General features: G+C 70.3%; 27 protein-coding genes and 1 pseudogene. 17 read left to right on the top strand and 11 right to left on the bottom strand.

Translation table 11 applies throughout. The features are described 5' to 3' along the window. Positions 1-6: 6 nt before the first annotated feature. The 6 genes from ACFQ6S_RS33560 to ACFQ6S_RS33585 all read left to right on the top strand — a co-directional run bounded on the left by ACFQ6S_RS33560 (position 7) and on the right by ACFQ6S_RS33585 (position 3182). A complete protein-coding gene (locus ACFQ6S_RS33560; protein ID WP_383418202.1) occupies positions 7-591 on the top strand; it encodes a dihydrofolate reductase family protein in 585 nt (194 codons plus the stop codon). A gap of 26 nt (positions 592-617) precedes the next feature. After that, positions 618-830: a hypothetical protein gene (locus ACFQ6S_RS33565; protein WP_383418204.1), complete on the top strand. Its 213-nt coding sequence runs from the start codon at positions 618-620 to the stop codon at positions 828-830. A gap of 96 nt (positions 831-926) precedes the next feature. Then, positions 927-1340 (top strand): YciI family protein, encoded by a 414-nt coding sequence (locus ACFQ6S_RS33570; protein ID WP_383418206.1) that lies wholly within the window; start codon positions 927-929, stop codon positions 1338-1340. 46 nt (positions 1341-1386) lie between these two features. Further along, positions 1387-2613 carry an RNA polymerase sigma factor gene (locus ACFQ6S_RS33575; protein WP_383418208.1) on the top strand — a complete coding sequence of 409 codons (1227 nt, stop codon included), beginning with the start codon at positions 1387-1389 and terminating at the stop codon, positions 2611-2613. 9 nt (positions 2614-2622) lie between these two features. After that, positions 2623-2955 (top strand): DUF952 domain-containing protein, encoded by a 333-nt coding sequence (locus tag ACFQ6S_RS33580; RefSeq protein ID WP_383418210.1) that lies wholly within the window; start codon positions 2623-2625, stop codon positions 2953-2955. 29 nt (positions 2956-2984) lie between these two features. Beyond that, positions 2985-3182 (top strand): hypothetical protein, encoded by a 198-nt coding sequence (locus tag ACFQ6S_RS33585; RefSeq protein WP_383418212.1) that lies wholly within the window; start codon positions 2985-2987, stop codon positions 3180-3182. On the opposite strand, the gene ACFQ6S_RS33590 is transcribed toward ACFQ6S_RS33585, so the two are convergent. Further along, entirely contained in the window at positions 3179-3916 is a 738-nt protein-coding gene (locus ACFQ6S_RS33590) for a VOC family protein (RefSeq protein WP_383418214.1), read from the bottom strand. The two genes, ACFQ6S_RS33585 and ACFQ6S_RS33590, sit on opposite strands and share 4 nt — an antisense overlap. Positions 3917-4083: 167 nt before the next feature. Here ACFQ6S_RS33590 and ACFQ6S_RS33595 point away from each other — a divergent pair, with 167 nt between their 5' ends. Together ACFQ6S_RS33595 and ACFQ6S_RS33600 are read left to right on the top strand one after the other, a co-directional pair. Then, positions 4084-5235 (top strand): anion permease, encoded by a 1152-nt coding sequence (locus tag ACFQ6S_RS33595; protein WP_383418216.1) that lies wholly within the window; start codon positions 4084-4086, stop codon positions 5233-5235. A 20-nt stretch (positions 5236-5255) separates the two neighbouring features. After that, complete coding sequence (locus ACFQ6S_RS33600; protein ID WP_383418218.1) at positions 5256-5489, top strand: hypothetical protein; 234 nt, start codon at positions 5256-5258, stop codon at positions 5487-5489. 30 nt (positions 5490-5519) lie between these two features. Here ACFQ6S_RS33600 and ACFQ6S_RS33605 read toward each other — a convergent pair whose 3' ends face one another. Together ACFQ6S_RS33605 and sodN are read right to left on the bottom strand one after the other, a co-directional pair. Continuing rightward, entirely contained in the window at positions 5520-6992 is a 1473-nt protein-coding gene (locus ACFQ6S_RS33605) for a glycosyltransferase family 39 protein (RefSeq protein ID WP_383418220.1), read from the bottom strand. Between the two features lie 325 nt (positions 6993-7317). Next, positions 7318-7713 (bottom strand): superoxide dismutase, Ni, encoded by a 396-nt coding sequence (sodN, locus tag ACFQ6S_RS33610; RefSeq protein WP_007491258.1) that lies wholly within the window; start codon positions 7711-7713, stop codon positions 7318-7320. A gap of 145 nt (positions 7714-7858) precedes the next feature. Here sodN and sodX point away from each other — a divergent pair, with 145 nt between their 5' ends. Beyond that, positions 7859-8293 carry a nickel-type superoxide dismutase maturation protease gene (gene sodX, locus ACFQ6S_RS33615; protein WP_383418286.1) on the top strand — a complete coding sequence of 145 codons (435 nt, stop codon included), beginning with the start codon at positions 7859-7861 and terminating at the stop codon, positions 8291-8293. Here the strand turns inward: sodX and ACFQ6S_RS33620 are convergent. Beyond that, positions 8197-8826, bottom strand: coding sequence for a CGNR zinc finger domain-containing protein (locus ACFQ6S_RS33620; protein WP_383418222.1), 630 nt, complete (start codon positions 8824-8826; stop codon positions 8197-8199). The two genes, sodX and ACFQ6S_RS33620, sit on opposite strands and share 97 nt — an antisense overlap. 121 nt (positions 8827-8947) lie before the next feature. On the opposite strand from ACFQ6S_RS33620, the pseudogene ACFQ6S_RS33625 reads away from it, so the two are divergent. From ACFQ6S_RS33625 to ACFQ6S_RS33635, 3 genes and pseudogenes are all read left to right on the top strand, one after another. After that, a pseudogene (locus tag ACFQ6S_RS33625) lies at positions 8948-9717 on the top strand (class I SAM-dependent methyltransferase). 135 nt (positions 9718-9852) lie between these two features. Further along, positions 9853-10341: a SigE family RNA polymerase sigma factor gene (locus ACFQ6S_RS33630; RefSeq protein ID WP_383418224.1), complete on the top strand. Its 489-nt coding sequence runs from the start codon at positions 9853-9855 to the stop codon at positions 10339-10341. Beyond that, complete coding sequence (locus ACFQ6S_RS33635) at positions 10338-11057, top strand: hypothetical protein (RefSeq protein ID WP_383418226.1); 720 nt, start codon at positions 10338-10340, stop codon at positions 11055-11057. The genes ACFQ6S_RS33630 and ACFQ6S_RS33635 overlap by 4 nt, the downstream gene beginning before the upstream one ends. A gap of 117 nt (positions 11058-11174) precedes the next feature. On the opposite strand, the gene ACFQ6S_RS33640 is transcribed toward ACFQ6S_RS33635, so the two are convergent. From ACFQ6S_RS33640 to ACFQ6S_RS33650, 3 genes are read right to left on the bottom strand one after another with little or no spacing between them, the layout of a single operon-like run. Further along, positions 11175-11936, bottom strand: coding sequence for an amino acid ABC transporter ATP-binding protein (locus ACFQ6S_RS33640; RefSeq protein ID WP_383418228.1), 762 nt, complete (start codon positions 11934-11936; stop codon positions 11175-11177). After that, a complete protein-coding gene (locus ACFQ6S_RS33645; protein ID WP_383418230.1) occupies positions 11933-12877 on the bottom strand; it encodes an amino acid ABC transporter permease in 945 nt (314 codons plus the stop codon). Before ACFQ6S_RS33645 ends, ACFQ6S_RS33640 begins: the two co-directional genes overlap by 4 nt. 36 nt (positions 12878-12913) lie before the next feature. Next, positions 12914-13870, bottom strand: a complete 957-nt coding sequence (locus tag ACFQ6S_RS33650; RefSeq protein WP_383418232.1) for an ABC transporter substrate-binding protein — start codon at positions 13868-13870, stop codon at positions 12914-12916. A 665-nt stretch (positions 13871-14535) separates the two neighbouring features. Here ACFQ6S_RS33650 and ACFQ6S_RS33655 point away from each other — a divergent pair. The 4 genes from ACFQ6S_RS33655 to ACFQ6S_RS33670 all read left to right on the top strand — a co-directional run bounded on the left by ACFQ6S_RS33655 (position 14536) and on the right by ACFQ6S_RS33670 (position 17770). Beyond that, positions 14536-15759 (top strand): NADP-dependent malic enzyme, encoded by a 1224-nt coding sequence (locus ACFQ6S_RS33655; protein ID WP_383418234.1) that lies wholly within the window; start codon positions 14536-14538, stop codon positions 15757-15759. Between the two features lie 172 nt (positions 15760-15931). Then, entirely contained in the window at positions 15932-16894 is a 963-nt protein-coding gene (locus ACFQ6S_RS33660) for a zinc-binding dehydrogenase (RefSeq protein WP_383418236.1), read from the top strand. 109 nt (positions 16895-17003) lie between these two features. After that, a complete protein-coding gene (locus tag ACFQ6S_RS33665) occupies positions 17004-17213 on the top strand; it encodes a helix-turn-helix domain-containing protein (protein WP_003997975.1) in 210 nt (69 codons plus the stop codon). Beyond that, a complete protein-coding gene (locus ACFQ6S_RS33670; protein ID WP_383418238.1) occupies positions 17213-17770 on the top strand; it encodes a Clp protease N-terminal domain-containing protein in 558 nt (185 codons plus the stop codon). The genes ACFQ6S_RS33665 and ACFQ6S_RS33670 overlap by 1 nt, the downstream gene beginning before the upstream one ends. Positions 17771-17849: 79 nt before the next feature. Here ACFQ6S_RS33670 and ACFQ6S_RS33675 read toward each other — a convergent pair whose 3' ends face one another. Together ACFQ6S_RS33675 and ACFQ6S_RS33680 are read right to left on the bottom strand one after the other, a co-directional pair. Further along, entirely contained in the window at positions 17850-18911 is a 1062-nt protein-coding gene (locus ACFQ6S_RS33675) for a helix-turn-helix transcriptional regulator (RefSeq protein ID WP_383418240.1), read from the bottom strand. 1 nt (position 18912) lies between these two features. Next, a complete protein-coding gene (locus ACFQ6S_RS33680) occupies positions 18913-19914 on the bottom strand; it encodes a DUF4097 domain-containing protein (protein WP_383418242.1) in 1002 nt (333 codons plus the stop codon). 170 nt (positions 19915-20084) lie between these two features. Here ACFQ6S_RS33680 and ACFQ6S_RS33685 point away from each other — a divergent pair, with 170 nt between their 5' ends. Then, positions 20085-20930, top strand: a complete 846-nt coding sequence (locus tag ACFQ6S_RS33685; RefSeq protein ID WP_383418244.1) for a hypothetical protein — start codon at positions 20085-20087, stop codon at positions 20928-20930. 96 nt (positions 20931-21026) lie between these two features. Here ACFQ6S_RS33685 and ACFQ6S_RS33690 read toward each other — a convergent pair whose 3' ends face one another. Further along, positions 21027-21209 carry a DUF6104 family protein gene (locus ACFQ6S_RS33690; RefSeq protein ID WP_383418246.1) on the bottom strand — a complete coding sequence of 61 codons (183 nt, stop codon included), beginning with the start codon at positions 21207-21209 and terminating at the stop codon, positions 21027-21029. A gap of 120 nt (positions 21210-21329) precedes the next feature. Continuing rightward, positions 21330-24832, bottom strand: a 3503-nt coding sequence (locus ACFQ6S_RS33695) for a multifunctional oxoglutarate decarboxylase/oxoglutarate dehydrogenase thiamine pyrophosphate-binding subunit/dihydrolipoyllysine-residue succinyltransferase subunit (protein WP_383418248.1), incomplete at its 5' end; no start/stop codon positions are given.

Genomic DNA, 24832 nt, shown 5'->3' on the forward strand with positions numbered 1-24832 from the left:
ACCGGCTTGCGAAAGCTCACCTACTTCATCGCGTGCTCGATCGACGGCTTCATCGGGGACCCGAGCGGCGATGCGACCTCGATGTACACCTTCGTCGACGAGGAGTTCCTGGAGTTCCTCAGGACGGAGCACCCGGAGACCGTGTCGACCCCCGCCCGACGCGCCCTCGGTTTCGACGACCTGCCCAACCGTTGCTTCGACACGATCATCCAGGGCCGGAGCAGCTACGACCTGGCCCTGAAAGAGGGCATCACCAGCCCCTACGCCCATCTGCGCCAGTACGTCGCCTCGCGCACCCTGACCGGGTCGCCCGACCCGCAGGTCGAGATCGTCTCGGACGACGTGGTCGGCAAGGTTCGCGAACTGAAGGCGGAGGACGGCGAGTTGGGCATCTACCTGTGCGGTGGCGCGCAGCTCGCCGGCGCGCTGTTCGACGAGATCGACGAACTCGTCATCAAGACGTACCCCATCGTGTACGGCACCGGCATGCCGATGTTCGGCTCGGACTTCGCCGTCACGGAGTTCACCCACGAAGCGGTGCGGACGTTCGGCAACGGCGCCGTGGTTCGTACGTACAGCAGGAAGCGCTGAGCCGTATCCCGCCCTACTCTGAGGGCATGGGCAGCGAAGAGCACGTCTGTCCCGGCTGCGGACAGCCCGTGGACACGGTCGTCAAGCGCCACAAGACGCTGGGCGCCTGGGTCCCCACCTGGGTGGGCGGCCCGTGCAGAAACCCCGACTGCGAGGCGTACGCCGAGGTGGGCGCCGAGCACGAGGAGAAGCACGAGCAGCCCGAGCAGTCCGAGACACCCACCGCGAAGAATTCCTGAGCACCGTGTCGAGAAAGCCGGCCCGGCTCCGACGTCCCCTGTGAGAGCCGCCCGCAAAGGGTGGCCCGAGCCGACGCAAGCAGAAGGAGCGGACTGATGAAGTATCTGGTCATGGTGCAGGGCACGCAGGCGGACTACGAGGCGATGCAGGGCAAGGGGTCCGCGGGCTCCGTGGCCTGGACCCAGGAGGACGTCCAGGCGATGTACGCCTTCATGGGGGCCCTCAACAACGACCTCGCCGAAAGCGGCGAGATGATCGACGGACAGGGGCTGACCGAGCCCGCGAAGGGCCGGCACGTCACCCTGGGCGACGACGGCAAGGCGGTGATCACCGACGGTCCGTACAGCGAGACCAAGGAACTGCTGGCCGGCTACTGGGTGCTGGACTGCGCGAGCCTGGAGCGGGTCACCGAGATCGCCGAGCGCGTCCTCCAGTGCCCCCAGCCCGCCGGTGCCCCCACGTACCCGGTGGTGATCCGGCCCATCGACGACGGCTCCGGGGACGTCTGACCGTACGAGTGAGCCGTACCAGCCCCGCAGGAGCGCCACGCCCGACATGAGCGTCACACCCGAGACCGAGGACCTGCTGCGCCGTCACGCGCCGCAGGTCCTCGGCGCGCTGGTGCGGCGCTACGGCCACTTCGACACCGCCGAGGACGCCGTACAGGAGGCCCTGCTCGCCGCGGCCGAGCAGTGGCCGCGCACCGGGGTCCCGGACAACCCGCGCGGCTGGCTGATCAGGGTCGGCGCACGGCGGCTGACCGACGCCCTGCGCGCCGAGGAGGCACGCCGGGCCCGGGAGGAGAAGGTCGCGGCGCTCGCGCCACGCGACGCCTTCACGGCCCCGCCGCCCGGTGCGGACCGCGCCCCCCGCGAGGACGACACCCTCACCCTGCTGTTCCTCAGCTGCCACCCGGGCCTGACCCCGCCCGCCCAGATCGCCCTCACCCTGCGCGCCGTCGGCGGTCTGACCACGGCCGAGATCGCCCGCGCGCACCTGGTCCCCGAGGCGACGATGGCCCAGCGGATCAGCCGGGCCAAGCAGAAGGTCCGCGGTGTCCGCTTCGGGCGCCCGGACAACTGGGAGGAGCGCCTGCCCGCCGTCCTGCAGACCCTCTACCTGATCTTCAACGAGGGCTATATGGCGACCTCGGGCACCAGCCTGCAGCGGCGGGAGTTCGCCGGTGAGGCGATCCGGCTGACCCGTGAGGTCCACCGCCTCCTCCCCGACCACGGCGAGGTGGCCGGCCTGCTCGCGCTGATGCTGCTCACCGACGCCCGGCGGGACGCCCGCACCGGCCCGCACGGGGAACTCGTCCCGCTCGACGAGCAGGACCGCGACCGCTGGGACAAGGCCGCGATCGACGAGGGCGTCGCCCTGGTCACCCGTGCCCTGAGCCGGGGCCGCGCCGGCCCCTACCGGCTCCGCGCCGCCATCGCCGCCGTCCATGACGAGGCTCCGTCCGCGCAGGAGACCGACTGGCAGGAGATCCTCGGGCTCTACGACGTCCTGGTACGCCTCGTCCCCGGGCCCGTCGAGCGGCTCAACCGCGCGGTCGCCGTCGCCATGGTCTCCGGCCCGCGTGCCGGACTGGCCGAGCTGGCCGCACTGGAGGACGAGTTGGGTTCCGGGCACCGGCTGGACGCGGTCCGCGGACACCTCCTGGAGCGGGCCGGCGCCTCGGAGGAGGCGCGCGCCGCCTACGAGGCCGCGGCCGGAAAGACGCTGAGCCTGCCGGAGCAGCGGTATCTGCTCGCGCGGGCGGCACGGCTGACGCCTTAACCTCACGTCATGCCCGAACGGATGTACATCGTGCACCTCACCGAACGCTCCCTGTGGGAGGCGGCCCGCGAGCGCGGCACCTACGAGATGTCGACCCGTGGCCGCACCCTTCAGGACGAGGGCTTCATCCACTGCTCGACCCGCGCTCAACTCCCGTCCGTGGCCGCCTTCCTGTACGGCTCCTACGACGGCCCGGACGAACTGGTGCTGCTGGTCGTGGACCCCGCGCGGCTGGATGTGCCCGTGAGGTACGAGGCACCGCGGCCCGGGGGCGAGGAGTTCCCGCATGTGTACGGGCCGATCCCGGTGGACGCGGTGGTGGACGTGGAGGCGTGGCGGTGACCGGGCGGCGCCGGTTATGGCGGTGGGCCGTGACGGCGTGGGTGAGCGTCGTGGTCGTGGCGGGCGGGGCGACGCTGTGGCTGCGGGACTCGCCCGAGCCGCCGGGGCCGTACGGCCGGGAGGCGGCAAGTCCGACGCCCTCGCTGCCGGAGGGGTGGGAGTCGGCGTGCGCGGGTGCCGAGCGCGACGGGAAGGGTCAGGCGCTCTGCTTCTTCAGGACGCGCTAGCGGGGCAGCCCTCCGGTCTGAGGATCCCGGCCCGTCAGGCAGTACGTCCCGCCCGCCGGATCGCGCATCACCGTCCAGTGGGCACCCTGGGCGACGAAGGTCGCGCCCAGATCCTCGTGCCGGGCGCGGGTCGCCGGGATGTCCGCGCAGGCGAGGTCCAGATGGGCGGAGGCCGCACGCTCCCCGTCGAGCCGCTGGAGCAGGACGCGCACCGGCAGCCCGGCCGGTGGCCGCACCACATGGAACTCGGCCAGGGAGCCGGGCGTCGACTCCCAGCCGTCCAGCAGCCCGCTCCAGAAGGCCACTTCGGCGTCGTACACCGACGGCGGTACGTCCAGGCAGACCTGGTCGAGTCGGCTGCCGCGCACCACGGGCGGGCGCACCGACTCCCCGTGCCAGGGCACCGCACAGAACAACTGCCCGGCGGGCGAGCGCAGTACGGCCCACCCCTCGTGCTCGGCGGCGAGCCCCGCACCCAGCCCGAGCGCCGACTTCACGAAGTCCGGTACGTCGTCCACGGCGAAGTCGAGATGCGCACCGCCGGGGCCCGAGTCCACCCCCTGCGCCTTCACACAGGGGTCCGCCCCGCCGCCCGGCAGCAGGGTCACGAACTCGCCCTGCTCGCCCCGCGGTTCGGACAGCCCGGTGTCCGTCACCGCCGTCCAGAAGGCATGGGCCCGGTCGAAGGACGCGACAGGGCGGTCGATGAACGCGTAGGTCCAGCGGATGCTCATGGGGCGATCGTAGATCCGTCGAGCGGTCCCGCGCGCGGCGGTCGTACGGCGGCCCGAGGCGTCACCACGCCTGCTTTGCAGGACCCTTACCAACCGCGCGCCACCTTCTGGGGCGTGCTTTGCCATCAGTTCGCCCTGCATTGGTCCGCGCCTATTTGCATTGGGGAATGGACCACATCACGTTCCTGGTGGCGGTCGTCATCGTGACGGCCCTCGCCTTCGACTTCACCAACGGATTCCACGACACGGCGAACGCGATGGCCACGTCCATCGCCACGGGGGCGCTCAAACCGAGGACGGCCGTGATCATCAGCGGCGTGCTGAACGTCGTCGGGGCCTTCCTCTCCACGGAGGTCGCCAAGACGATCTCCGGCGGCATAGTGGACGACACACTCGTCACCCCGGGCATGATCTTCGCAGGGCTCATCGGGGCGATCCTGTGGAACCTGCTCACCTGGCTGGTCGGTCTGCCGTCCAGTTCGTCGCACGCGCTGTTCGGCGGGCTGATCGGGGCCGTCTGGGTCGGTGCGGGGGCGCACGGCGTGCACTTCGACAAGGTTGTCGAGAAGGTGCTGATCCCGGCGGTGGCCTCGCCGCTCGTCGCGGGTGTCGCGGCGCTGCTGGCCACGTACCTGGCGTACCGGCTCACTTCTCGCGCCCGCAAGGATTCCGTCACCAAGGGCTTCCGGGTCGGTCAGATCGCCTCGGCCTCGCTGGTCTCCCTGGCCCACGGCACCAACGACGCGCAGAAGACGATGGGCGTCATCACGCTGACCCTGATCTCGGCGGGCGCGCTCGGCCATGACGCGGGCCCGCCCCTGTGGGTGATCGCCTCCGCCGGTCTGGCCATCGGCCTCGGCACCTACCTCGGCGGCTGGCGCATCATCCGCACGATGGGCAAGGGCCTCACCGAGATCCAGTCCCCGCAGGGCTTCGCCGCCGAGACGGCCTCCACCACGGTCATCCTCACCTCGGCCCACCTGGGCTTCGCCCTGTCCACCACCCAGGTCGCCTCCGGCAGCATCCTCGGCGCCGGTCTGGGCCGCCGTCTCGCGGAGGTCCGCTGGGGCGTGGCCGGCCGCATGGTCGTGGCCTGGCTGATCACCCTGCCGGCCGCCGCGCTGGTCGGCGGGGTCTCCGCGAGCGTGGTCACGCACGGCGGCAACATCGGCACGGCCGTGGTGGCCCTGGTCGGTGCCGCCGTCGCCGCCGGCATCGTGCTGGTCTCCCGCCGCAACCCGGTGTCCGTGCAGAACGTCAACGACACCCACGAGGTCACGATCCGCACGGAGCCGGCGCACGTCGGCACGGCCGCCTGAGACAAGGGGAGTTCACACCGATGAACCTCGACTGGACCGCACTCGGCCAGGTCGCCGCGGTGAGCCTCGGCGTCACCGTGGCCGTGGTCGCCGTCTTCGCCCTGGGCGTGCTGGGCCTGGCCCGCCACGAAGGGGCAGGCGCGGAGGGCGGCGGCACGTCGTCGCTGGGCCTCGCCCAGGCCGGGCTGTGCTTCGTGGCCTGCGCGGCGGTGGTGGCTTACGGGATCTATCTGATCGTGCCGCAGTTCCACTGACCGTGCCGTGAACCGGGGGAGGCCTGCCGATCAGGTCTCCTCCGCCGGCCCGATCCGCTCGTAGACCGTCAACCGCCGCCCCCGGACCTGTATGTCCGCCACCACTTGGAAGTGCTCCCGCAGCACGGCGGCCTTCGCCTTGTCCCGCTCCGCCGTCACCGCCCGCGCCACCCCGGGCACATCGGTGACCAGCAGTATCCGCCGCTGCGCCAGCATCGCTGCCCGTATCCGCGCCGGACGGGCCTCCTCGCCCTTCAACGTCCCGGACTCCACCGGGCTCTTGGCCAGCGCGACGTCCCGCAGCCCGGCGAAGTCGCCGGGGGAGACCAGGGCGGTGTCGCGCCGGGCCGCCGGCACGAAGACGACCGCGTCCCCGGGTTCCTTCAGCCGCCGTACGTCCGCCGCGACGGCCAGCACGTCGTCCACCCGGCTCGCCGGGGAGCGCTTGGCCAGCGACTGCGGCAACAGCGCCACGACCACCAGGGCGACCACGCCCGGGACGAGCCACGCCGACGCTCTCGGGAAACGGGGCCTGGCCGCCCGAACGGCCGTACCCAGCGCCGTGCCGATCAGCAGGGCCAGCCCCAGCATGCTGAACAGGACGTAGCGGTCCAGGAAGAGCGGCCGGACCAGGGAGAGGCCCAGCAGGCCGAGTTGAGGAACCGCCAGCAGCGGCAGCCCGACGGCCGCGACCGACAGCCGGCCCGCGAACGGCCGGTCCAGCAGCGCCCCGAGGCCGCCGAGCGCCAGCAGGACCGCCGGGCCGATCAGCATGTGCCAGGTCAGCGGGGGAATCCAGGAGACCTGTTCGGACTGGCGCCGGCTGAACAGGATCAACGGCAGTACGGCGGCCACGGCCACGGTCGCGGCCACCGCCCAGCGCGTCGAGATCCGCCGGCCGGCCCGCGTCCACAGCAGCGTGGCCAGGTGTGCGGGCAGGATCAGCAGGGAGAGCCAGTTCAGCAGCCCGCACACCGCGATCGTGCCGCCGTACGCGACCCAGTGCACGGCTCGGCCGCGCCCCTCCAGGACGGTCACCAGCAACAGCGTCGAGATGCCCGCCCCGGCCGCTATCAGCGCGTACGGGCGCCCCTCCTGCAGGTGGAACTGCACGGCCGGGAGCAGACCGAACACCAGCCCGCCCGCCAAGCCCGTCCAGCCTCCGGCCAGTCGGCGGCCGATCTCGGTCACACAGACCGCCGCCACCGCCATCGCCAGCACCGAGGGCAGCCGCAGGGTCGTGGTGCCGGCCCCGAAGCAGGTGAAGACCCCGTGCATCAGCAGGTAGTAGAGCCCGTGTACGGCGTCGACCTGCCCCAGCATGTGCCAGATGTCCCCGGTGGACCGCCCCGCCACCTGCCAGGTCGCGGCCTCGTCGCGCCACACGCTGTGCTGCCGGGACAGCCCCCAGAGACCGAGAGCGAGGGTCCACAGCAGCGGGATGAGCCGGAGGGGGGCGCCTCTCAGCCAACGGGAATTCGGGCGTATGAAGGCGGAGTTCAAGCGGGCGCTCTCCAAGGGATCGGCATTTCGTCCGGCTGGAGCCGGCCGAGACGGGATCCGAGTGCTGCTCAGCTTCCCCCGTACGCCACCCGCGTCGCAGATCGGCCGGCGGGGTGGACATGCCAGAACCTACGGGACCACCGCGATCCGGGGCCACCGATCATCGCGTGAACACAATCACCGCCGACCCATGCAACCTTGAGCCCGCTGAACCGTCGGGCCGTCGGGCCCGTCCGCCCGGACGGCCGTCAGATGATCGCGGACACGCCGAAGGGGCCCGCCGGCGAACCGGTCGGACCCCTTCGGGAAGCCAATGAGCCTTGGGTCAGGCCTTCTTGGTCTCCCAGAAGATCTTGTCGATCTGTGCGATGTAGTCCAGCGCCTTCTGGCCGGTCGCCGGGTCGGTGGAGCCCTTGGCGGCCGAGAGGGCCTTCAGGGCGTCGTTGACGAGCTGGTGCAGCTCGGGGTACTTCTCGAAGTGCGGGGGCTTGAAGTAGTCGCTCCAGAGCACCGAGACGTGGTGCTTGGCGAGCTCGGCGCGCTGCTCCTTGATGACGGTGGCACGCGCCTGGAAGTGCGGGTCGTCGTTGGCGGCCATCTTCTCCTGTACGGCCTTCACCGACTCCGCCTCGATGCGGGCCTGGGCAGGGTCGTACACACCGCAGGGAAGGTCGCAGTGTGCGCTGACCTTTACCTTGGGGGCAAACAGGCGGGAAAGCATGGAGCATTCCTTCCTCGTGATCGTCTTCTCAGGTGGGACATTACTCCCTGCAAGACGGGTTTTCGCGAGTGCCCCCATGGGCTTAGGACAAAAGTCCGGGGTGAGACTGAGACTGGTGGAGGACCCTACCGGGGAGGTGCCGGGGATGCCGGAGTTGTCGCAGGAGACCGAGCGCGGGCGAACGGACCGGCCCTTCGGGTGGGCCGAGGTGACCGGTCCGTCGATGGTGCCCACGCTGTACCACGGCGACCTGCTCGTGGTGCAGCACCGGAGCCGGGTCAGGCCCGGTGACGTGGTGGTGCTGCGGCATCCGTTCCAGCAGGACCTGCTCGTGGTCAAGCGGGCCGCGGAGCGACGCGAGGGCGGCTGGTGGGTTCTCGGGGACAACGCGTACGCGGGGGGCGACAGCACCGACTACGGGGTCGTGCCGGACGAGCTGATCCTGGGCAGGGTCCGGCTGCGCTACCGGCCGCGCAAGCCGGATCAGCGCTCGCCGTTCGCGCTGGCGCGCTGGGGCCTGTCGGCCGTACGGCTCGTCCTGGCCGACCGGTCGGCCTCCAAGCGCTTGCGGGCCCGGTAGGCGGCCACGTTCGCGCGGGTCGCGCAGCGGTCCGAGCAGTAGCGCCGGGAGCGGTTGGTGGAGGTGTCGAGGTAGGCGTTGCGGCACGGCGCCGCCTCGCACAGACCCAGCCGGTCCACGCCGTACTCGGTGAGGTGGAACGCCAGGCCCATCGCCGCGATGGCCGCGTAGCCCGCGGTCGCGTTCGACGGGTGGTCCGCGAGGTGCATGTGCCACAGGGGGCGGCCGTCGTCGTCCCGGAAGTCGTGGCCGGAGATCTGCGGACTGACCGGGAACTCCAGCAGGAGCGAGTTCAGCAGATTCACCGCCAGCGCCTCGTCGCCCCCGTCCGCCGCCTCGAACACCGCCCGCAGCCGTGCGCGGACCGAGCGGAAGCGGGTGACGTCGGCGTCGGTGGCGCGGCGGCCCGCCTCCTGGCTGACGCCGAACAGGTCGCGGACGGCCTCGACCGAGGTCAGCGAGTCCTTGCCCCGGGCCGGGTCCTCGCTGTTGACGAGTCGTACGGCATAGTCCGAGTAATAGGCCAGTTCCACTTGTAGTCCTTACGGAGGCGTTCTATCGTGTCGTGATGCGGTCGGGTAAGAGCTGATCGTGCTTCCAGGGTATTACGTGACCTGCGCGATGGAGGGCTCGATGACGGACATGGGCACAGGCATGGGTGCGGATACGGACACCACCACGACCGCCGATTGGCTCGCCTGGCAGAAGAGCTGGGACCGGCAGCAGGAGTGGTACATGCCCGACCGTGAGGAACGCTTCCGGATCATGCTCGACATCGTCGATGCCGTCGTCGGCCCCGCCCCGCGCGTGCTCGATCTCGCCTGCGGCACGGGAAGTATCACCGCCCGGCTGTTCGCCCGGTTGCCCGACGCCACCAGCACCGGTGTCGACCTCGACCCGGCGCTGCTCGCCATCGCCGAGGGCACCTTCGCGGACGACGAGCGGGTCTCGTTCGTCACCGCTGACCTGAAGACCCCGACTGGCCGGCGAAGCTGCCGTACGACTCCTACGACGCCGTACTGACCGCCACCGCCCTGCACTGGCTGCACCGTGAACCCCTCGCGACCCTCTACGGCCAGGTCGCGGAGCTGGTCCGCGACGGCGGTGTCTTCCTGAACGCGGACCACATGATCGACGAGTCGACGCCCCGGATCAACGCGGCCGAGCGGGCCCAGCGCCACACCCGCATGGATCAGGCCAAGGCGGAGGGCGCCCTCGACTGGTCCGAGTGGTGGCAGCTGGCCGCCAAGGACCCGGTGCTGGCCGCGCCGACGGCCCGCCGCTTCGAGATCTACGGCGAGCACGCCGACGGCGACATGCCCTCCGCCGAGTGGCACGCGCGCGTGCTGCGCGAGATGGGGTTCGGGGAGGCACGGCCGGTGTGGTGCTCGCCGTCGGACACGCTGGTGCTGGCGGTGAAGTAGCGGCCCACGGCGGCCGTACGGCGAGGCGGAGGCGGTACGAGAAATTCGTACCGCCTCTTCCGCGTCCCGAAAGGTCTCCCACCGCACTGGAAGGGGTGAGACGGTCCCTACCGGAGGGGCGGGAGAGGGGGAGGGATGGCGGGGGGCGCGGAAGCGTCACTGCATGCCTTCGTCGAGGGCAGACGCTCGGCCTTGTTCCGCAGCGCCTATCTGCTGTGCGGCAACCGGGACGAGGCGGAGGACCTCGTCCAGACGACGCTGGTGAAGGTCGTCCTCGGTGCACGCCGGCACACGCGGCTGGACAACCTCGACGCCTATGCGCGCAAGACGCTGGTCAACACCTTCATCGCCGCGCGCCGGCGTTTCTGGCGGCGTGAGCAGGCGTACGGCGAGGTGCCGGATGTGCCCGGGCGGCCGGTGGACAGCGACACCGGGGTCATGGTGCGGGCCGCGCTCGCGCAGCTCGCGCCCAAGCAGCGGGCGGTGCTGGTGCTGCGCTACTGGGAGGACCTCAGCGTCGCCGACACCGCCGAGCTGCTCGGCATGCGGGAGAGCACGGTCAAGAGCCACACGGCGAGGGGGCTCGCGGCGCTGCGTGCCGCGGTGCGGGAGGAACACGTATGAGTCAGGACGACGCGGGCGGGGTGCCGTGGGCGACGGAGCTGCTGGGGCGGGCCCTTCAGGGCGTCCCGATGCCGTCCGGGCCCGGTGCGGACGCGGTGTTCGCGCGGGTGGCGCGGGTGCGGTGGCGTCGGCGGGGGGTGGTCACCGGGGTCGCGGCCGCCGCGGTGGCGGTGAGTCTGGCCGGGACCGGGGTGCTGCCGGGGAACGGCCGGGAGCCGACGGGGATCGCGGGCACCCGGCCCACGCCCAGGGCGGACCGGCTGGCGAAGCTGCTGCCGCCCGGGACCGGCGAGATCCGCGAGCTCGAGCACGTCGTGGGTTCAGGACCGTACGACGGGCTCTACGCGGTCTTCAAGGACGGCGGCGTCGGGTATCTCAACATCCAGGTCTTCCCGGGCCGGCGGAAGGACGGGCCGGTGCCGGTCGGGCAGGGGTGCTCGTCGGACATTCCCGGGACGGCGTCGACCTGCGTCCCCGAGACGCTGCCGAACGGCGATGAGCGCGAATCCACCGAACTGGCGGGGGAGAGCCGCAGGGACGGCAGGACGTGGGGGCCCAAGCGTTCCGTGCGGCTGTTCACGAAGGGCTACCTCGTCATGATCACGGCCGGCAGCGGGTTCGACGGCACGCGGTCGCTGGGACCGTGGCTCGACGCCCCGCCGCTGACGGCGGACCAGCTGCGTGACGTGGTGATGAGACCTGAGCTGTTGCCGTAGGCGAGCACACGGTGAATGGGCGGGCACACGGTGAATGGGCGGGCACACGGTGAATGGGCGGGCACATGATGAAGGGGCGGTACGAGGATCTCGTACCGCCCCTTCACCGTCGTACCGTCAGAGCACCTTGGACAGGAACGCCTGGGTCCGCTCGTGCTGCGGGTTGGTCAGGACCTCGCGCGGGTCGCCGGACTCCACGACCACGCCGCCGTCCATGAAGACCAGGCTGTCGCCGACCTCGCGGGCGAAGCCCATCTCGTGGGTGACGACGACCATCGTCATGCCGGACTCGGCGAGGTCGCGCATGACGTCGAGGACGTCACCGACCAGCTCCGGGTCGAGGGCCGAGGTCGGCTCGTCGAAGAGCATCAGCTTCGGGTCCATCGCCAGCGCACGGGCGATGGCCACGCGCTGCTGCTGGCCGCCGGAGAGCTGGGAGGGGTAGCTCACGGCCTTGTCGGCGAGGCCGACCCGGTCCAGCAGCTCCCGCGCCCGCTCCTTGGCCTTGCCCTTGTTCACGCCCTTGACCTGGATCGGCGCCTCGATGACGTTCTCCAGCGCCGTCATGTGCGGGAACAGGTTGAACCGCTGGAACACCATGCCGATGTCCCGGCGCTTCAGCGCGACCTCGCTGTCCTTGAGCTCGTACAGCTTGTCGCCCTTCTGGCGGTAGCCGACCAGCTCGCCGTCGACGTACAACCGGCCGGAGTTGATCTTCTCCAGGTGGTTGATGCACCTCAGAAAAGTGGACTTGCCGGAGCCGGAGGGGCCGATGAGGCAGAACACCTCGCCCTGCTTCACCTCCAGGTCGATGCCCTTGAGGACCTCTAGGGGACCGAAGGACTTGTGAACGCCCTCGGCCTTGACCATGGCGGTCATGCGTTGCCTCCTGTCGGCTTCGAGCGGTTGGACAGGGACAGCACGTTCGCCCTGATCTTCTGGAACGGGGTGGCCGGCAGCGAGCGGCTCGACCCGCGGGCGTAGTAGCGCTCCAGGTAGTACTGGCCGACGCTGAAGACCGAGGTCAGCAGCAGGTACCAGGCCGCCGCCAGGAACAGCATCTCGGCGGGGGCGCCGGAGGTCTGGCCGATGTCCTGGGCCGCGCGGAACAGCTCGGGGTACTGGACGACCGAGACCAGCGAGGTCGTCTTCAGCATGTTGATGACCTCGTTGCCCGTGGGCGGCACGATCACGCGCATCGCCTGCGGGATCACGATCCGGCGCAGCGTCTTCACGTGGCTCATGCCCAGCGCGTGGGAGGCCTCGGTCTGGCCCTCGTCGACCGCGAGCAGACCGGCACGGCAGATCTCGGCCATGTACGCGGCCTCATTGAGGCCCAGGCCCAGCAGCGCCGTCAGGAACGGGGTCATGAAGTCCGACCACTCGTTCTTGTAGAACGGGCCGAGGTTGATGTACTCGAAGACCAGGCCCAGGTTGAACCAGACGATGAGCTGGACCAGGACCGGGGTGCCGCGGAAGAACCAGATGTAGAACCACGCGATCGACGAGGTCACCGGGTTCTTCGACAGGCGCATCACGGCGAGCAGGATGCCGCCGATGATGCCGATCGCCATGGAGAGGACGGTCAGCAGGAGCGTCCTGCCGACGCCGTCCAGGACGCGGTCGTCGAAGAAGTAGTCCGGGATCGCTCCCCAGTTGATCTTGCCCTGGGAGAACGCGTACACGACGGCGCCCAGCAGGGCGAGCGCCACGACGGCGGAGATGTACCGCCCGTAGTGACGGACCGGAATGGCCTTGATCGCCTCCGGGCCGGCCGGCGGGGTGTCCGCCGGCTCGTCCGTCTTGTGGATGTCAGTCACAGGTGTTGCCTTTCAGTGCCCGCTGTACCGGTGCGGTCACTTGCCGCCGTTGATGGCGGCTTCCTGCACCGCTCCGTCCTCGACGCCCCACTTCTTGATGACCTTCTCGTACTCGCCGTTCGCGATGACCGCGTCCAGCGCGGCCTTGAGGGCGTCGCGCAGCTGGGTGTTGTTCTTGGCGACCGCGATGCCGTACGGCGCCGCCTCGACCTGCTCGCCGACGAGCTGGAAGTCGTTGCCGCCGCCGGAGGTCTTCACGGCGTACGCGGCGACGGGGAAGTCGGAGGAACCGGCGGCCGCACCGCCCGCGCGCAGGCGGGTCTGGGCCTGCTGGTCGTTGTCGAAGGCCTCGATGGTGATCGTCTTGCCACCGGTGCACTTCTTGGCCTCGGCCTTGGCCAGGTCCTCGGAGACCGTGCCGCGCTGCACGACGATCTTCTTGCCGCACAGGTCCGACCAGGTCTTGATGTCGGTGTTCTTGCCCTTCTGGGTGTAGATCGAGACACCGGCGGTGAAGTAGTCGACGAAGTCGACGCCCTCACCGACCTTCTTGCCGGTGTCCGAGTCGATGCCCTCCTGGCGGTCCTTGGTGTCGGTCATCGCGGACATGGCGATGTCGTAGCGCTTGGAGCGCAGTCCGGTGATGAGGCTGTCGAAGGTGCCGTTCTCGAACTCGAACGTCACACCGAGCTGCTTGCCCATGGCGGCGGCGAGGTCCGGGTCGATTCCGACCGTCTTGCCGGAGTCGTCCTTGAACTCGACCGGCGCGTAGGCGATGTCCGAGCCGACCTTGATGACGCCCTTGTCGCGGATCGCCTGGGGCAGCTTGTCGGCGAGCGGTGCCGCGCTCTTGGAGCCGGAGCCCTCCGAGCCGCTGTCGTTGGTCTGGTCACCGCAGCCGGTGAGAATCAGGGCGCCTGCGACCGCGATCGAGCCGACCGCGGCGAGCCGGGAGCGTGCTGCGGTGGTGCGACGGGTGGTGCTTGCGGTCATGGTGGGTTCCTCCGGCGGATGGGTGGAGTTGCCGATGGGGCCGGCTCCTGCCATGGGGACCGGCAGGGGCCTTGGTTTCCTAGGTCGACGAGAGCACACACCTTCGAGTGCCGCGACCTCGTGTGATTACGGCATCTTGCCATTCGGACTAAGGCATTCAGGGCGCTCGTCATGTCAAAATCGGATAACGGGTTACCCCCGAACCACCGCAGTTCGTCACATCCTGACAACACCTTCTGCGGGAATCTGTCCTTCCGGCCGGAAGATCTTCGGTGCATCTCGGGATGCGGACCGGTCGTGCGTGGTTTTTGTGGCCGACGGTCGCTCTTCGCGGCATCTGGTGTCGATTGTCCGCTTATCTGGCTACGAATCACACCGGTGTCGCCGTCTGGTTGTGTCTGATTCGTGTCTGTCGGTGCGGGTGTTCCCATTCCCGTCATGTGATCTTGCACGTATTGGGCTCGTCGTCGGCGCGGTCCGTCCGGTAAGAAGGTTCTTTACACCCCTCATCCGGGGCTCAGGGCGCGTGTGCGGCGCGCCCGTCGCGTATGGGCCGTACGTCGGACGTCGTACGTATCCACGAGCAGGGCCATGCGCGGTCCCGCCCACTTCTCACCAGGAGTGGTCCCACCCTCAAACCATGAACACTTAAGGGGTCAGACAAAGTGGCAGCGGAGATTGTCAATCCTCGCAGCGGAAGCAATACCGATCAGGACGGCGGGGCCGAGCCCCTCGATTCCTTCGATCCCGCGTTCGCGCTGCACCGCGGCGGCAAGATGGCCGTGCAGGCCACCGTGCCGATCCGCGACAAGGACGACCTGTCCCTGGCGTACACGCCCGGCGTCGCGAAGGTGTGCAGCGCGATCGCCGACCAGCCGGATCTGGTGCACGACTACACCTGGAAGTCGTCCGTCGTCGCCGTCGTGACCGACGGTACGGCCGTGCTGGGGCTCGGTGACATCGGGCCCGAGGCCTCCCTTCCGGTGATGGAGGGCAAGGCGATCCTGTTCAAGCAGTTCGGTGGCGTCGACGCGGTTCCGATCGCTCTCGACTGCACCGGCGTCGACGAGATCGTCGACACCGTGGTGCGGCTCGCACCGTCCTTCGGTGGGGTGAACCTGGAGGACATCTCGGCGCCTCGGTGCTTCGAGATCGAGCGGAAGCTGCAGGAGCGGCTGGACATCCCGATCTTCCACGACGACCAGCACGGTACGGCCGTCGTGACGCTGGCGGCGCTGCGGAACGCCGCGCGGCTGACCGGGAAGGGTCTCGGCGATCTGCGGGCCGTCATCTCCGGTGCCGGCGCCGCCGGTGTCGCCATCGCCAAGATGCTGGTCGAGGCCGGGATCGGGGACGTCGCGGTGGCCGACCGCAAGGGCATCGTGTCGGCGGACCGGGACGATCTGACGTCGGTGAAGCGGGAGCTGGCCGGGTTCACGAACAAGGCGGGGCTCAGCGGGTCGCTGGAGTCGGCGCTGGCCGGGGCGGACGTGTTCATCGGGGTGTCCGGTGGAACCGTGCCGGAGGAGGCGGTCGCCTCCATGGCCGAGGGAGCCTTCGTGTTCGCCATGGCCAACCCGAACCCCGAGGTGCACCCGGACGTCGCGCACAAGTACGCGGCGGTCGTGGCCACCGGGCGATCGGACTTCCCGAACCAGATCAACAACGTGCTGGCGTTCCCCGGGATCTTCGCGGGCGCGCTGCAGGTGCGGGCGTCCCGGATCACCGAGGGCATGAAGATCGCGGCGGCCGAGGCGCTGGCCTCGGTCGTGGGCGACGATCTGTCCGCGGACTACGTCATTCCGTCGCCGTTCGACGAGCGGGTCGCCCCGGCCGTCACGGCCGCGGTCGCTGCCGCGGCTCGGGCGGAGGGCGTTGCCCGGCGGTGACGCCGCGCAGCTGACGTGATGGGGATGGCCTCGCCCGGTCGGGCGGGGCCATTTCTCTTGCCCGGGGTGGGGCCGTTCGGGTGGGCGTCCACGCCGGGTGCCTTGGCAAGAGGGTGTGTCTCACAGGGCGCCGTGGTTCCGTCGGCTCGCGGCGGAGCCTATCGTCAAGGTCATGTTCGCTGTCTACGCCGCCCGAATCGACCGCGACCAGCCGCTTTCCGGATTGGAGTTGGGGGAGCGACCGGCCCCCGAGGTCCGTCCCGGCTGGAGCTCCGTCCATGTGAAGGCCGCCTCGCTCAATCATCACGATCTCTGGTCGCTGCGGGGTGTGGGCCTCGCGGAGGACAAGTTGCCGATGATCCTCGGGTGCGACGCCGCCGGCGTCGACGAGGACGGCAACGAGGTCGTCCTGCACTCCGTGATCGGACAGAGTGGACATGGGGTGGGGCCCAAGGAGCCCCGGTCCATCCTCACCGAGCGGTACCAGGGCACCTTCGCCGAGCAGGTCGCCGTGCCGACCTGGAACGTCCTGCCCAAGCCCAAGGAACTCTCCTTCGCCGAAGCCGCGTGCCTGCCGACGGCTTGGCTGACCGCCTATCGGATGCTGTTCACCAACTCGGGCGTACGGCCCGGAGATTCGGTGCTGGTGCAGGGGGCCGGAGGCGGCGTCGCCACGGCTGCCATCGCGCTCGGGAAGGCCGCGGGGCTGCGCGTCTTCGCCACCAGCCGGGACGAGGCCAAGCGCAAGCGGGCCCTGGAGTTGGGGGCCGTTGAGGCCGTGGACTCGGGGGCCCGGCTGCCGCAGCGGGTCGATGCCGTGATCGAGACCGTGGGCGCGGCGACCTGGTCGCACTCCGTCAAGTCGCTCAAGCCGGGCGGCACGCTGGTCATTTCCGGTGCCACCAGCGGCGATCGGCCCTCGCACGCCGAGCTGACGCGGATCTTCTTCCTGGAGTTGAAGATCGTCGGGTCCACCATGGGGACCAAGGACGAGCTGGAGGATCTGCTTTCCTTCTGTGCCGCCACCGGTGTGCGGCCGGTGATCGACGAGGTGCTTCCGATGGATCGGGCCCGCGAGGGCTTCGAGCGGATGGAGTCGGGCGAGCTGTTCGGGAAGGTCGTGCTCACCAACTGACGTTTCTCGCCAAGGCGCTTGCGGCGGGTCCGGGGTTTCACCCTCGGGCCCGCCGCTTGTTTGTCAACTGGGGTTGACGTGGGGCGGCGTGTCAACCTACATTGACATCATGACCGAGGCAACAGATCTCGCCGAGCGGGCCGGCGACCGCGATCCACGGGTCGGGCTGCGGGCCGTAGCGGCGTTGCGCCGGCTGCTGGAGCAGTTGGAGGCGGTACAGGTGCGCAGTGCGCGCAATCAGGGGTGGTCCTGGCAGGAGATCGCCGCGGAACTCGGGGTCAGCAGGCAGGCCGTGCACAAGAAGTACGGGAGGCGTTGATGTTCGAGCGGTTCACGAAGGATGCCCGTGCCGTGGTGACGGGGGCCGTGGAGCACGCCGAGAGGGGAGGGGCGCAGACCGTCGACGTCGAGCACATGCTGCTCGCCCTGCTCGATCGGGAGGGGAGCCGGGCCTCGTTCGCGCTTGCGGCGCTCGGCGGTGGGCAGTGGTTGGAGTCCGCGCGGCTGGCGTTGAGGGAGGCGCGGCGGCGGGGCGGGCTTTCGCAGGCCGAAGCAGATGCGCTGGCCGGGCTGGGGATTGATGTGGGGGAGATCGTCGCCCGGGTCGAGGAGGTCCATGGTGTCGGGGCGATGTCCGGGGACCGGAAGGACACGGGGTGGTGGTCGGGCCGCCGCTCCTTCAGCCGGGAGGCCAAGGACGTGCTGGAGCGGTCGCTGCGTATCGCCGTCGCGCGCCGGGACCGGCACATCGGCGACGAGCACATCCTCCTGGCCCTGACCAGCCGCCCCGGCGTGCCCGCCGAGATCCTCGCCGATCACGGGGCGACCTATGAGGCTGTGATCCGGGTACTGGGGGGAGAGGCCAAGGCCGGTTGAGGCGGGGACCCGGTCGCTCCCGGTTCCGGTCCGGGGCGGTACGGCCCAGTTGGTGGCCGTACCGCCCGCAGGGGCGGCGTCAGGACTTCGGCGTACGCAGCAATGCCCCGATGTGTGCCGCCGCCGCCGACAGGTGGCGGCGGGCGTCCCGGAGTTGGTCCCCCGTCACGCCGTGATCGCGAGCGGCGTCCCGGATGTCGTCGCGGAAGCGGTCGAGCAGGCGGTCCAGATCGCGGGCCGGGTCGCCGCTGGGCGGCTCGTGGGCCCAAGTGGGCTCGTAGTCGGCGGGGAAGTCCTCGGGGGTCTCGGAGTACTCGGGCCGCTGCCGTGCCGCCTTGGGCGTGTCCTGCGCGCCGCTCTGCCGGCCGAAGCCGAACTCCTTGCCGAACTCCCTGCCGTAGTCCTTGCCGAAGTCGCCGAACTCCTTGGCCAGTTCGGTCAGGCCCTCCCGTACGCCCGTCGGCCAGTCGCCGCGCGCGAAGTGGTCCTGTACCTGTTCCTGGACCCGGCGGGCGATGCGCTGGACCTCCTCCTGGGCCTGGGCCCGGGCGCGGTCCTGTGCCTCCTTGGCCTGGCGCCGGGCGCGCTGGGCCTCCTCGCGGGCGCGGCGGCTCTCGTCCTTGGCGCGGCGGGCCTGCTCCTTCCACTCCTGCTTGGCCCGGCGCATCTCGTCCTTGGCGGCGCGCCACGCCTCCTTGTCGGTGAAGTCGGAGAGGTCGCCGAAGGGCGTCTCCGCCCGGGCGCCGTCCCCCTTGCGGGCCTCGGAGGCCGCCGCGCGCATCTCGCGCCGCAGGTCACCCGCAGCGCCGCGCACATCCGCCTGGATCTCGGCGGCGAGTTCGGCGACCGACTCCCCGATCTCCAGCTCCAGGTCGGCCAACTCACCGCTGCGGTCGGCCAGTTCCGCACGTCCCGCGTCCGTGATGGCGTACACCTTGCGGCCGCCCTCGGTGGTGTGGGTGACCAGGCCCTCGGCCTCCAGCTTGGCCAGGCGGGGGTAGACGGTGCCGGCCGACGGTGCGTACAGCCCCTGGAAGCGCTCCTCGAGGAGGCGGATCACCTCGTAGCCGTGGCGCGGGGCCTCGTCCAGCAGCTTCAGCAGGTAGAGACGGAGGCGGCCATGGGCGAAGACGGGGGGCATGTCAGAGCACCTTCTTGTCGGTCGTGCCGTCGGCCGGGGCGTCCGTGGAGGCATCGGTCGGGCCATCGCCCTGGCCGGAGACGGAATTGTCCCCCGAGTCGTGCCGTGCGCCGTTCATCGGGTCGGTCGTCGAGTCGGTCGTCGAGTCGGCCGTCGGCTCGGGGCTCTCCCACGCCTCCGCGTCCCACGGCTCGTCCTCCTTGGGCGGGCGGCGCAGCAGGGCGATCGAGCCGGAGACCGTCGTCGCCCTGAGCTTGCCCGTGCCCGCGCCCAGTCGCCCGGTGACCTTGTGGGCGCCCCACTGGCCGTGCACCCGCAGGCCCTCGAAGGCGTTGGAGATCGTGCCGCTCGCCGTATTGGCCTCGACGTCGGCGTCCGCCGGGGCCGGCAGACGGATGGCGATCTCGCCGGAGACGCTGGTCAGCCGCACATCGGTCGGACCGTCCGGGTCGAGGTCGATGATCATGGCGCCGCTCACCGAGTCGGCCTTCACGGAGGAACCCGAGCCCTCGACGACCGTGAGATCGCCCGAGACGGAGTTGAAACGGAGGTCGCCGGTGACGGCCTGTGCCTCCAGGTTCCCGGAGACGGTGTCGGCGCGGACCGGGCCGGACAGACCGACGAGGGTCGTGTCACCGGTGACGCCCTTGATGACCGACGGGCCCTCGATGCCCGAGACCATCGCCCCGGCGCCGACCACGCCCACCTCGACCCGGGTGTCGGCCGGCACCGCCAGGGAGACCACCGCGCTGCGGCGCCAGCCCTTGCGGTCGAGCCACTTGAGGAAGCCCTTCCACGGCAGATCGTCGTAGGCCACCGTCAGCGTGCCGCCCTGCTGGGTGACCACCAGGGGTGGTCCCTCGATCTCGGAGACCTCCAGGCGGGCGGAACCTTCCTCGGTCCCCACGACGTTCACAGTGCCGTTGACGATGCGCACCTGGAGCTCGGCCACCGGCTCGTCGAAGGTGAGCTTCCTGGGCTCTGCTACGGACCACTCGGACATGTGCGGAACCTCCTGGGCGACCGGACGCGGCCGCACGGGCCGGATCGGAACACGACACGCCATATCGCGTCTTCTGAGAAACACGATATATCGTGGTCGGTGAAAGTCAAGGCACTCGTTCTGGTGATCACAAAACATGCGAGCCGGACAAAACGGCCTAGCGTGTTGGCATGTCGACGGAACAGTCCCGGACCGCTCGCGAGGCCCGCCCCGCCCCGGGCGCCCTGCTGCTCTGTCGCGCCGCGCCCGAGTCCGTCGCCCCCGTGGCCCGGCTGCTGCGCGAGGACATGCTGCTCGCGGCGGCGGGCGGGGAGTGGAGCGTGCTGGTCCCCGAGGGCCGGCCCTGGCTGGAGGGCGACGAACCGGTCGACCGCGTCCTCAACGGATGGGCCACCGCCCTCGCCGTCGGCGCGCCCTGGCCCGTCCTCGCCCTGTGGTGGGACGCCGACCGCGCCGGATACACCCTCGCCTCCGGCTTCCGCCGCCCCGTCGGCTACGTCTGGCTCGCCAACGGCACCCCGGCCGGCGAGGACGAGGCCATGCACACCTTCGCCGGCCGTCTCGGCCTCGACCCGGTCCTGGACGTGCAGTCCCTCGACGAGCTGACCCGCGCCGACCCGGTGGCCGACGCACGCGCCCGCTTGCGGGGCCTGATCGCCGTCCTCACCCGCGCGGGCGTGTCCCTGCCCGACGGCCTCGTACCCGGCGAGAGCGCCGACACCCTCCAGGCCGCCGTCGGCGTCCAGCCGCACATCCGGCTGATCGAGTGGTGGGGCTGGCGCGACACCCTCCGCGCGGAACTGGACGCCGTCGAGGGCGGCCGCCTCGGCGCCCTGCTGCCCTGGGCCTGCGGCCCCCAGGCCCGCGTCCTCGCCCTGGCCCAGATCGCGGCCGGCCTGCCCGTCACCGCCTGGGGCCTACGACGCCGCAGCGGCGGCTGGATCGCGGCGGGCGCGCTGCTCCTGGCGCACGGGGCGGTGGGGCTGGCGTACAGCTCGGTGGGACCGCTGGACTGAGGCCGCTGACGTACCGCGACGCGGATCGCCGTACAAAACGGATCGCCGTACAAAGACGAAGGGCGCCCGCATCGGGCGCCCCGGGAACAGCCCGCTCTACAAGTCGTCGTCCTCGTCGTCCAGCCGGGCCAGCCAGGTCGCCAGCCGCTCCACCGGTACCTCGAAGTCGGGGTTCAGATCGACGAAGGTGCGCAGCTGCTCGGCCAGCCACTCGAAGGTGACCTCCTGCTCGCCGCGCCGCTTCTCGAGTTCTTCGATGCCTCGGTCGGTGAAGTACATGAGTTGAGGATATGTCGTGCCCGCCACACGCGTGTCCGGGTGGGCGGGCGCAAGCCGGAGGCCCGGCCCCGAGTCGAAAGAACTCGGAACCGGGCCTCGCGATCAGCGCCGGGCAGAGCCTCAGGCGTCGAACACCTCACGCACCAACTGCTCCTGCTCGGCCTGGTGCCGCTTGGCGGAGCCGACGGCCGGGGACGAGCCGTGCGGACGGGAGATCCGCCGCAGACGCTCGCCGTGCGGGATGTCGGCGCCGACCGCCAGGTCCAGGTGGTCGATCAGGTTGAGCGCGATGAACGGCCAGGCACCCTGGTTCGCCGGCTCCTCCTGGGCCCACAGGTACTTCTCGGCGTTCGGGTACTTGGCGATCTCGGCCTGGAGCTCGGCACCCGGCAGCGGGTACAGGCGCTCGATGCGGATGATCGCCGTGTCCGTGACGCCGCGCTTCTGCCGGTCGGCCTCAAGGTCGTAGTACAGCTTGCCGGCGACGAAGACGACCTTGCGGACCGCGGCCGGGTCGACCGTGGAGTCGCCGATGACGGGGCGGAACTGACCCGACGTGAACTCCTCCGTCTTCGACGCGGCGGCCTTGAGGCGCAGCATCGACTTCGGGGTGAAGACCACCAGCGGCTTGTGGTGCGGGTTGTGCACCTGCCACCGCAGGAGGTGGAAGTAGTTCGACGGCAGGGTCGGCATCGCGACCGTCATGTTGTTCTGCGCGCACAGCTGGAGGAAGCGCTCGACGCGGGCCGAGGAGTGGTCCGGGCCCTGGCCCTCGTAGCCGTGGGGGAGCAGGAGCGTGACGCCGCTCGTCTGGCCCCACTTCTGCTCGGACGCCGAGATGTACTCGTCGACCACCGTCTGCGCGCCGTTGACGAAGTCGCCGAACTGCGCCTCCCACATCACGAGCGCGTCGGGACGGGCCAGCGAGTAGCCGTACTCGAAGCCCATGACCGCGTATTCGGACAGCAGGGAGTTGTAGACGTTGTAGCGGGCCTGCTCCTCGGCGAGGTACTGGAGCGGGGTGTGCTCCTCGCCCGTCTCGCGGTTGATGAGGACCGCGTGGCGCTGGCCGAAGGTGCCGCGCTGGGAGTCCTGGCCGGACAGCCGGACCGGGGTGCCCTCCAGCAGGAGGGAGCCGACCGCGAGGGTCTCGCCCATGCCCCAGTCGATGGTGCCGTCCTCGACCATCGCCGCCCGGCGCTGCAGCTGGGGCAGCAGACGCGGGTGCACGTGGAACGTGTCGGGGATGTTGACCTGGGACTCGGCGATCCGCTTCACGACCTCCGCGGAGATCGCGGTGCTCACGGCGACCGGGAACTCGGCCTGCGGGTCGGACACCGGCTCCGCGACCGGCTGGGAGACGGCCTCGCGGACCTCCGTGAAGACCTTCTCCAGCTGGCCCTGGTAGTCCTGGAGCGCCTGCTCGGCCTCTTCCAGGGTGATGTCGCCGCGACCGATGAGGGACTCGGTGTAGAGCTTGCGCACCGAGCGCTTCTTGTCGATCAGGTCGTACATCAGCGGCTGGGTGAAGGCCGGGTTGTCCGACTCGTTGTGACCGCGGCGGCGGTAGCAGATGAGGTCGATCACCACGTCCTTGTTGAACGCCTGGCGGAACTCGAAGGCCAGACGGGCAACGCGGACGACCGCCTCGGGGTCGTCGCCGTTCACGTGGAAGATCGGGGCCTCGATCATCCTCGCCACGTCCGTCGCGTACATCGACGAGCGGGACGACTCCGGGGCGGCGGTGAAGCCGACCTGGTTGTTGATGACGATGTGGACCGTGCCGCCGGTGCGGTAACCGCGCAGCTGCGACATGTTCAGGGTCTCGGCCACCACGCCCTGGCCCGCGAAGGCCGCGTCGCCGTGCAGGGCCACCGGCAGGACGGTGAAGTCCGTGCCGCCCTTGTTGATGATGTCCTGCTTGGCGCGGGCGATGCCCTCGATGACCGGGTCGACCGTCTCCAGGTGGGACGGGTTCGCGGCCAGCGAGACCTTGATCTGCTCGCCGTCGAGGCCGGTGAAGGTGCCCTCGGCGCCCAGGTGGTACTTCACGTCGCCGGAGCCGTGCATCGACTTCGGGTCGAGGTTGCCCTCGAACTCGCGGAAGATCTGGGCGTACGACTTGCCGACGATGTTGGCGAGGACGTTCAGGCGGCCGCGGTGGGCCATGCCGATGACGACCTCGTCCAGGCGGGACTCGGCGGCCGAGTCCAGGACCGCGTCGAGCAGCGGGATGACGGACTCGCCGCCCTCCAGGCTGAAGCGCTTCTGGCCGACGTACTTCGTCTGCAGGAAGGTCTCGAAGGCCTCCGCCGCGTTCAGCCGGCGCAGGATGCGCAGCTGCTCCTCGCGCTCCGGCTTGGTGTGCGGGCGCTCGATGCGGTCCTGGATCCACTTGCGCTGCTTGGGGTCCTGGATGTGCATGAACTCGATGCCGGTGGTGCGGCAGTACGAGTCGCGCAGCACGCCGAGGATGTCGCGCAGCTTCATCAGGGACTTGCCGGAGAAGCCGCCGACGGCGAACTCGCGCTCCAGGTCCCACAGGGTGAGGCCGTGCTCGGTGATGTCCAGGTCGGGGTGCTTGCGCTGGCGGTACTCCAGCGGGTCGGTGTCGGCCATGACGTGGCCGCGGACCCGGTAGGAGTGGATCAGCTCGAAGACGCGGGCGGCCTTCGTGACGTCGTCGTCGTGCGAGGCGTCGATGTCCTTGAGCCAGCGGACCGGCTCGTAGGGGATGCGCAGCGCCTCGAAGATCTCGTCGTAGAAGTTGCTCTCGCCGAGCAGGAGGTTCGCGACGATCCGCAGGAACTCGCCGGAGGCGGCGCCCTGGATGACCCGGTGGTCGTAGGTCGACGTGAGCGTCATGACCTTCGAGATGCCGAGCTTGTTCAGGGTGTCCTGGCTGGTGCCCTGGAACTCCGCCGGGTAGTCCATGGAGCCGACGCCCATGATCACGGACTGGCCGGGCATCAGACGCGGCACCGAGTGGACCGTGCCGAGACCGCCGGGGTTGGTCAGGGAGACCGTGACGCCGGAGAAGTCGTCCATCGTCAGCTTGCCGTCGCGGGCGCGGCGGACGATGTCCTCGTAGGCCTGCCAGAACTCGAAGAAGTTCAGCGTCTCGGCCTTCTTGATGCCCGCGACGACCAGCTGGCGGTCGCCGTTGGGCTTCACCAGGTCGATGGCGAGGCCGAAGTTGACATGGTCGGGCTTGACCAGGGTCGGCTTGCCGTCCTTCTCCGCGAAGGAGTAGTTCATCGACGGCATGGCCTTGATGGCCTGCACCATCGCGTAGCCGATCAGGTGCGTGAAGGAGATCTTCCCGCCCCGGGCGCGCTTCAGGTGGTTGTTGATGACGATGCGGTTGTCGAAGAGCAGCTTCACCGGGACCGCGCGCACGGACGTGGCCGTGGGCACCTCCAGCGAGGCGTTCATGTTCTTCGCGACCGCGGCGGCCGGGCCGCGCAGCGTGACGAGCTCGGGGCCCTCGGCGGACGCGGCGGCGGGCTCGGCCTTCTTCGGCTGAGCGGGCTTCGCGGCCGGCGCGGGCGCGGCGGCCTTCGCGGCAGCCGGGGCCGGGGCGGCGGGCGCGGGCTTCGCGGCCGCGGGGGCCGGCGCGGGCA

The organism is Streptomyces sp. NPDC056479 (genome assembly GCF_042795335.1).
Taxonomy (GTDB): Bacteria; Actinomycetota; Actinomycetes; order Streptomycetales; family Streptomycetaceae; genus Streptomyces.

Excerpts from the sequence above, each read along its gene's own strand:
- ACFQ6S_RS33680 (WP_383418242.1), bottom strand. The coding sequence starts at position 19,914 with ATGTCCGAGTGGTCCGTAGCAGAGCCCAGGAAGCTCACCTTCGACGAG.
- sodX (WP_383418286.1), top strand. The coding sequence starts at position 7,859 with ATGCCGGAGTTGTCGCAGGAGACCGAGCGCGGGCGAACGGACCGGCCC.
- ACFQ6S_RS33570 (WP_383418206.1), top strand. The coding sequence starts at position 927 with ATGAAGTATCTGGTCATGGTGCAGGGCACGCAGGCGGACTACGAGGCG.
- ACFQ6S_RS33595 (WP_383418216.1), top strand. The coding sequence starts at position 4,084 with ATGGACCACATCACGTTCCTGGTGGCGGTCGTCATCGTGACGGCCCTC.
- ACFQ6S_RS33640 (WP_383418228.1), bottom strand. The coding sequence starts at position 11,936 with ATGACCGCCATGGTCAAGGCCGAGGGCGTTCACAAGTCCTTCGGTCCC.
- ACFQ6S_RS33600 (WP_383418218.1), top strand. The coding sequence starts at position 5,256 with ATGAACCTCGACTGGACCGCACTCGGCCAGGTCGCCGCGGTGAGCCTC.
- ACFQ6S_RS33590 (WP_383418214.1), bottom strand. The coding sequence starts at position 3,916 with ATGAGCATCCGCTGGACCTACGCGTTCATCGACCGCCCTGTCGCGTCC.
- ACFQ6S_RS33635 (WP_383418226.1), top strand. The coding sequence starts at position 10,338 with ATGAGTCAGGACGACGCGGGCGGGGTGCCGTGGGCGACGGAGCTGCTG.
- ACFQ6S_RS33685 (WP_383418244.1), top strand. The coding sequence starts at position 20,085 with ATGTCGACGGAACAGTCCCGGACCGCTCGCGAGGCCCGCCCCGCCCCG.
- ACFQ6S_RS33565 (WP_383418204.1), top strand. The coding sequence starts at position 618 with ATGGGCAGCGAAGAGCACGTCTGTCCCGGCTGCGGACAGCCCGTGGAC.
- ACFQ6S_RS33675 (WP_383418240.1), bottom strand. The coding sequence starts at position 18,911 with ATGCCCCCCGTCTTCGCCCATGGCCGCCTCCGTCTCTACCTGCTGAAG.
- ACFQ6S_RS33665 (WP_003997975.1), top strand. The coding sequence starts at position 17,004 with ATGACCGAGGCAACAGATCTCGCCGAGCGGGCCGGCGACCGCGATCCA.
- ACFQ6S_RS33660 (WP_383418236.1), top strand. The coding sequence starts at position 15,932 with ATGTTCGCTGTCTACGCCGCCCGAATCGACCGCGACCAGCCGCTTTCC.
- ACFQ6S_RS33575 (WP_383418208.1), top strand. The coding sequence starts at position 1,387 with ATGAGCGTCACACCCGAGACCGAGGACCTGCTGCGCCGTCACGCGCCG.
- ACFQ6S_RS33650 (WP_383418232.1), bottom strand. The coding sequence starts at position 13,870 with ATGACCGCAAGCACCACCCGTCGCACCACCGCAGCACGCTCCCGGCTC.
- ACFQ6S_RS33580 (WP_383418210.1), top strand. The coding sequence starts at position 2,623 with ATGCCCGAACGGATGTACATCGTGCACCTCACCGAACGCTCCCTGTGG.
- sodN (WP_007491258.1), bottom strand. The coding sequence starts at position 7,713 with ATGCTTTCCCGCCTGTTTGCCCCCAAGGTAAAGGTCAGCGCACACTGC.
- ACFQ6S_RS33690 (WP_383418246.1), bottom strand. The coding sequence starts at position 21,209 with ATGTACTTCACCGACCGAGGCATCGAAGAACTCGAGAAGCGGCGCGGC.
- ACFQ6S_RS33630 (WP_383418224.1), top strand. The coding sequence starts at position 9,853 with ATGGCGGGGGGCGCGGAAGCGTCACTGCATGCCTTCGTCGAGGGCAGA.
- ACFQ6S_RS33670 (WP_383418238.1), top strand. The coding sequence starts at position 17,213 with ATGTTCGAGCGGTTCACGAAGGATGCCCGTGCCGTGGTGACGGGGGCC.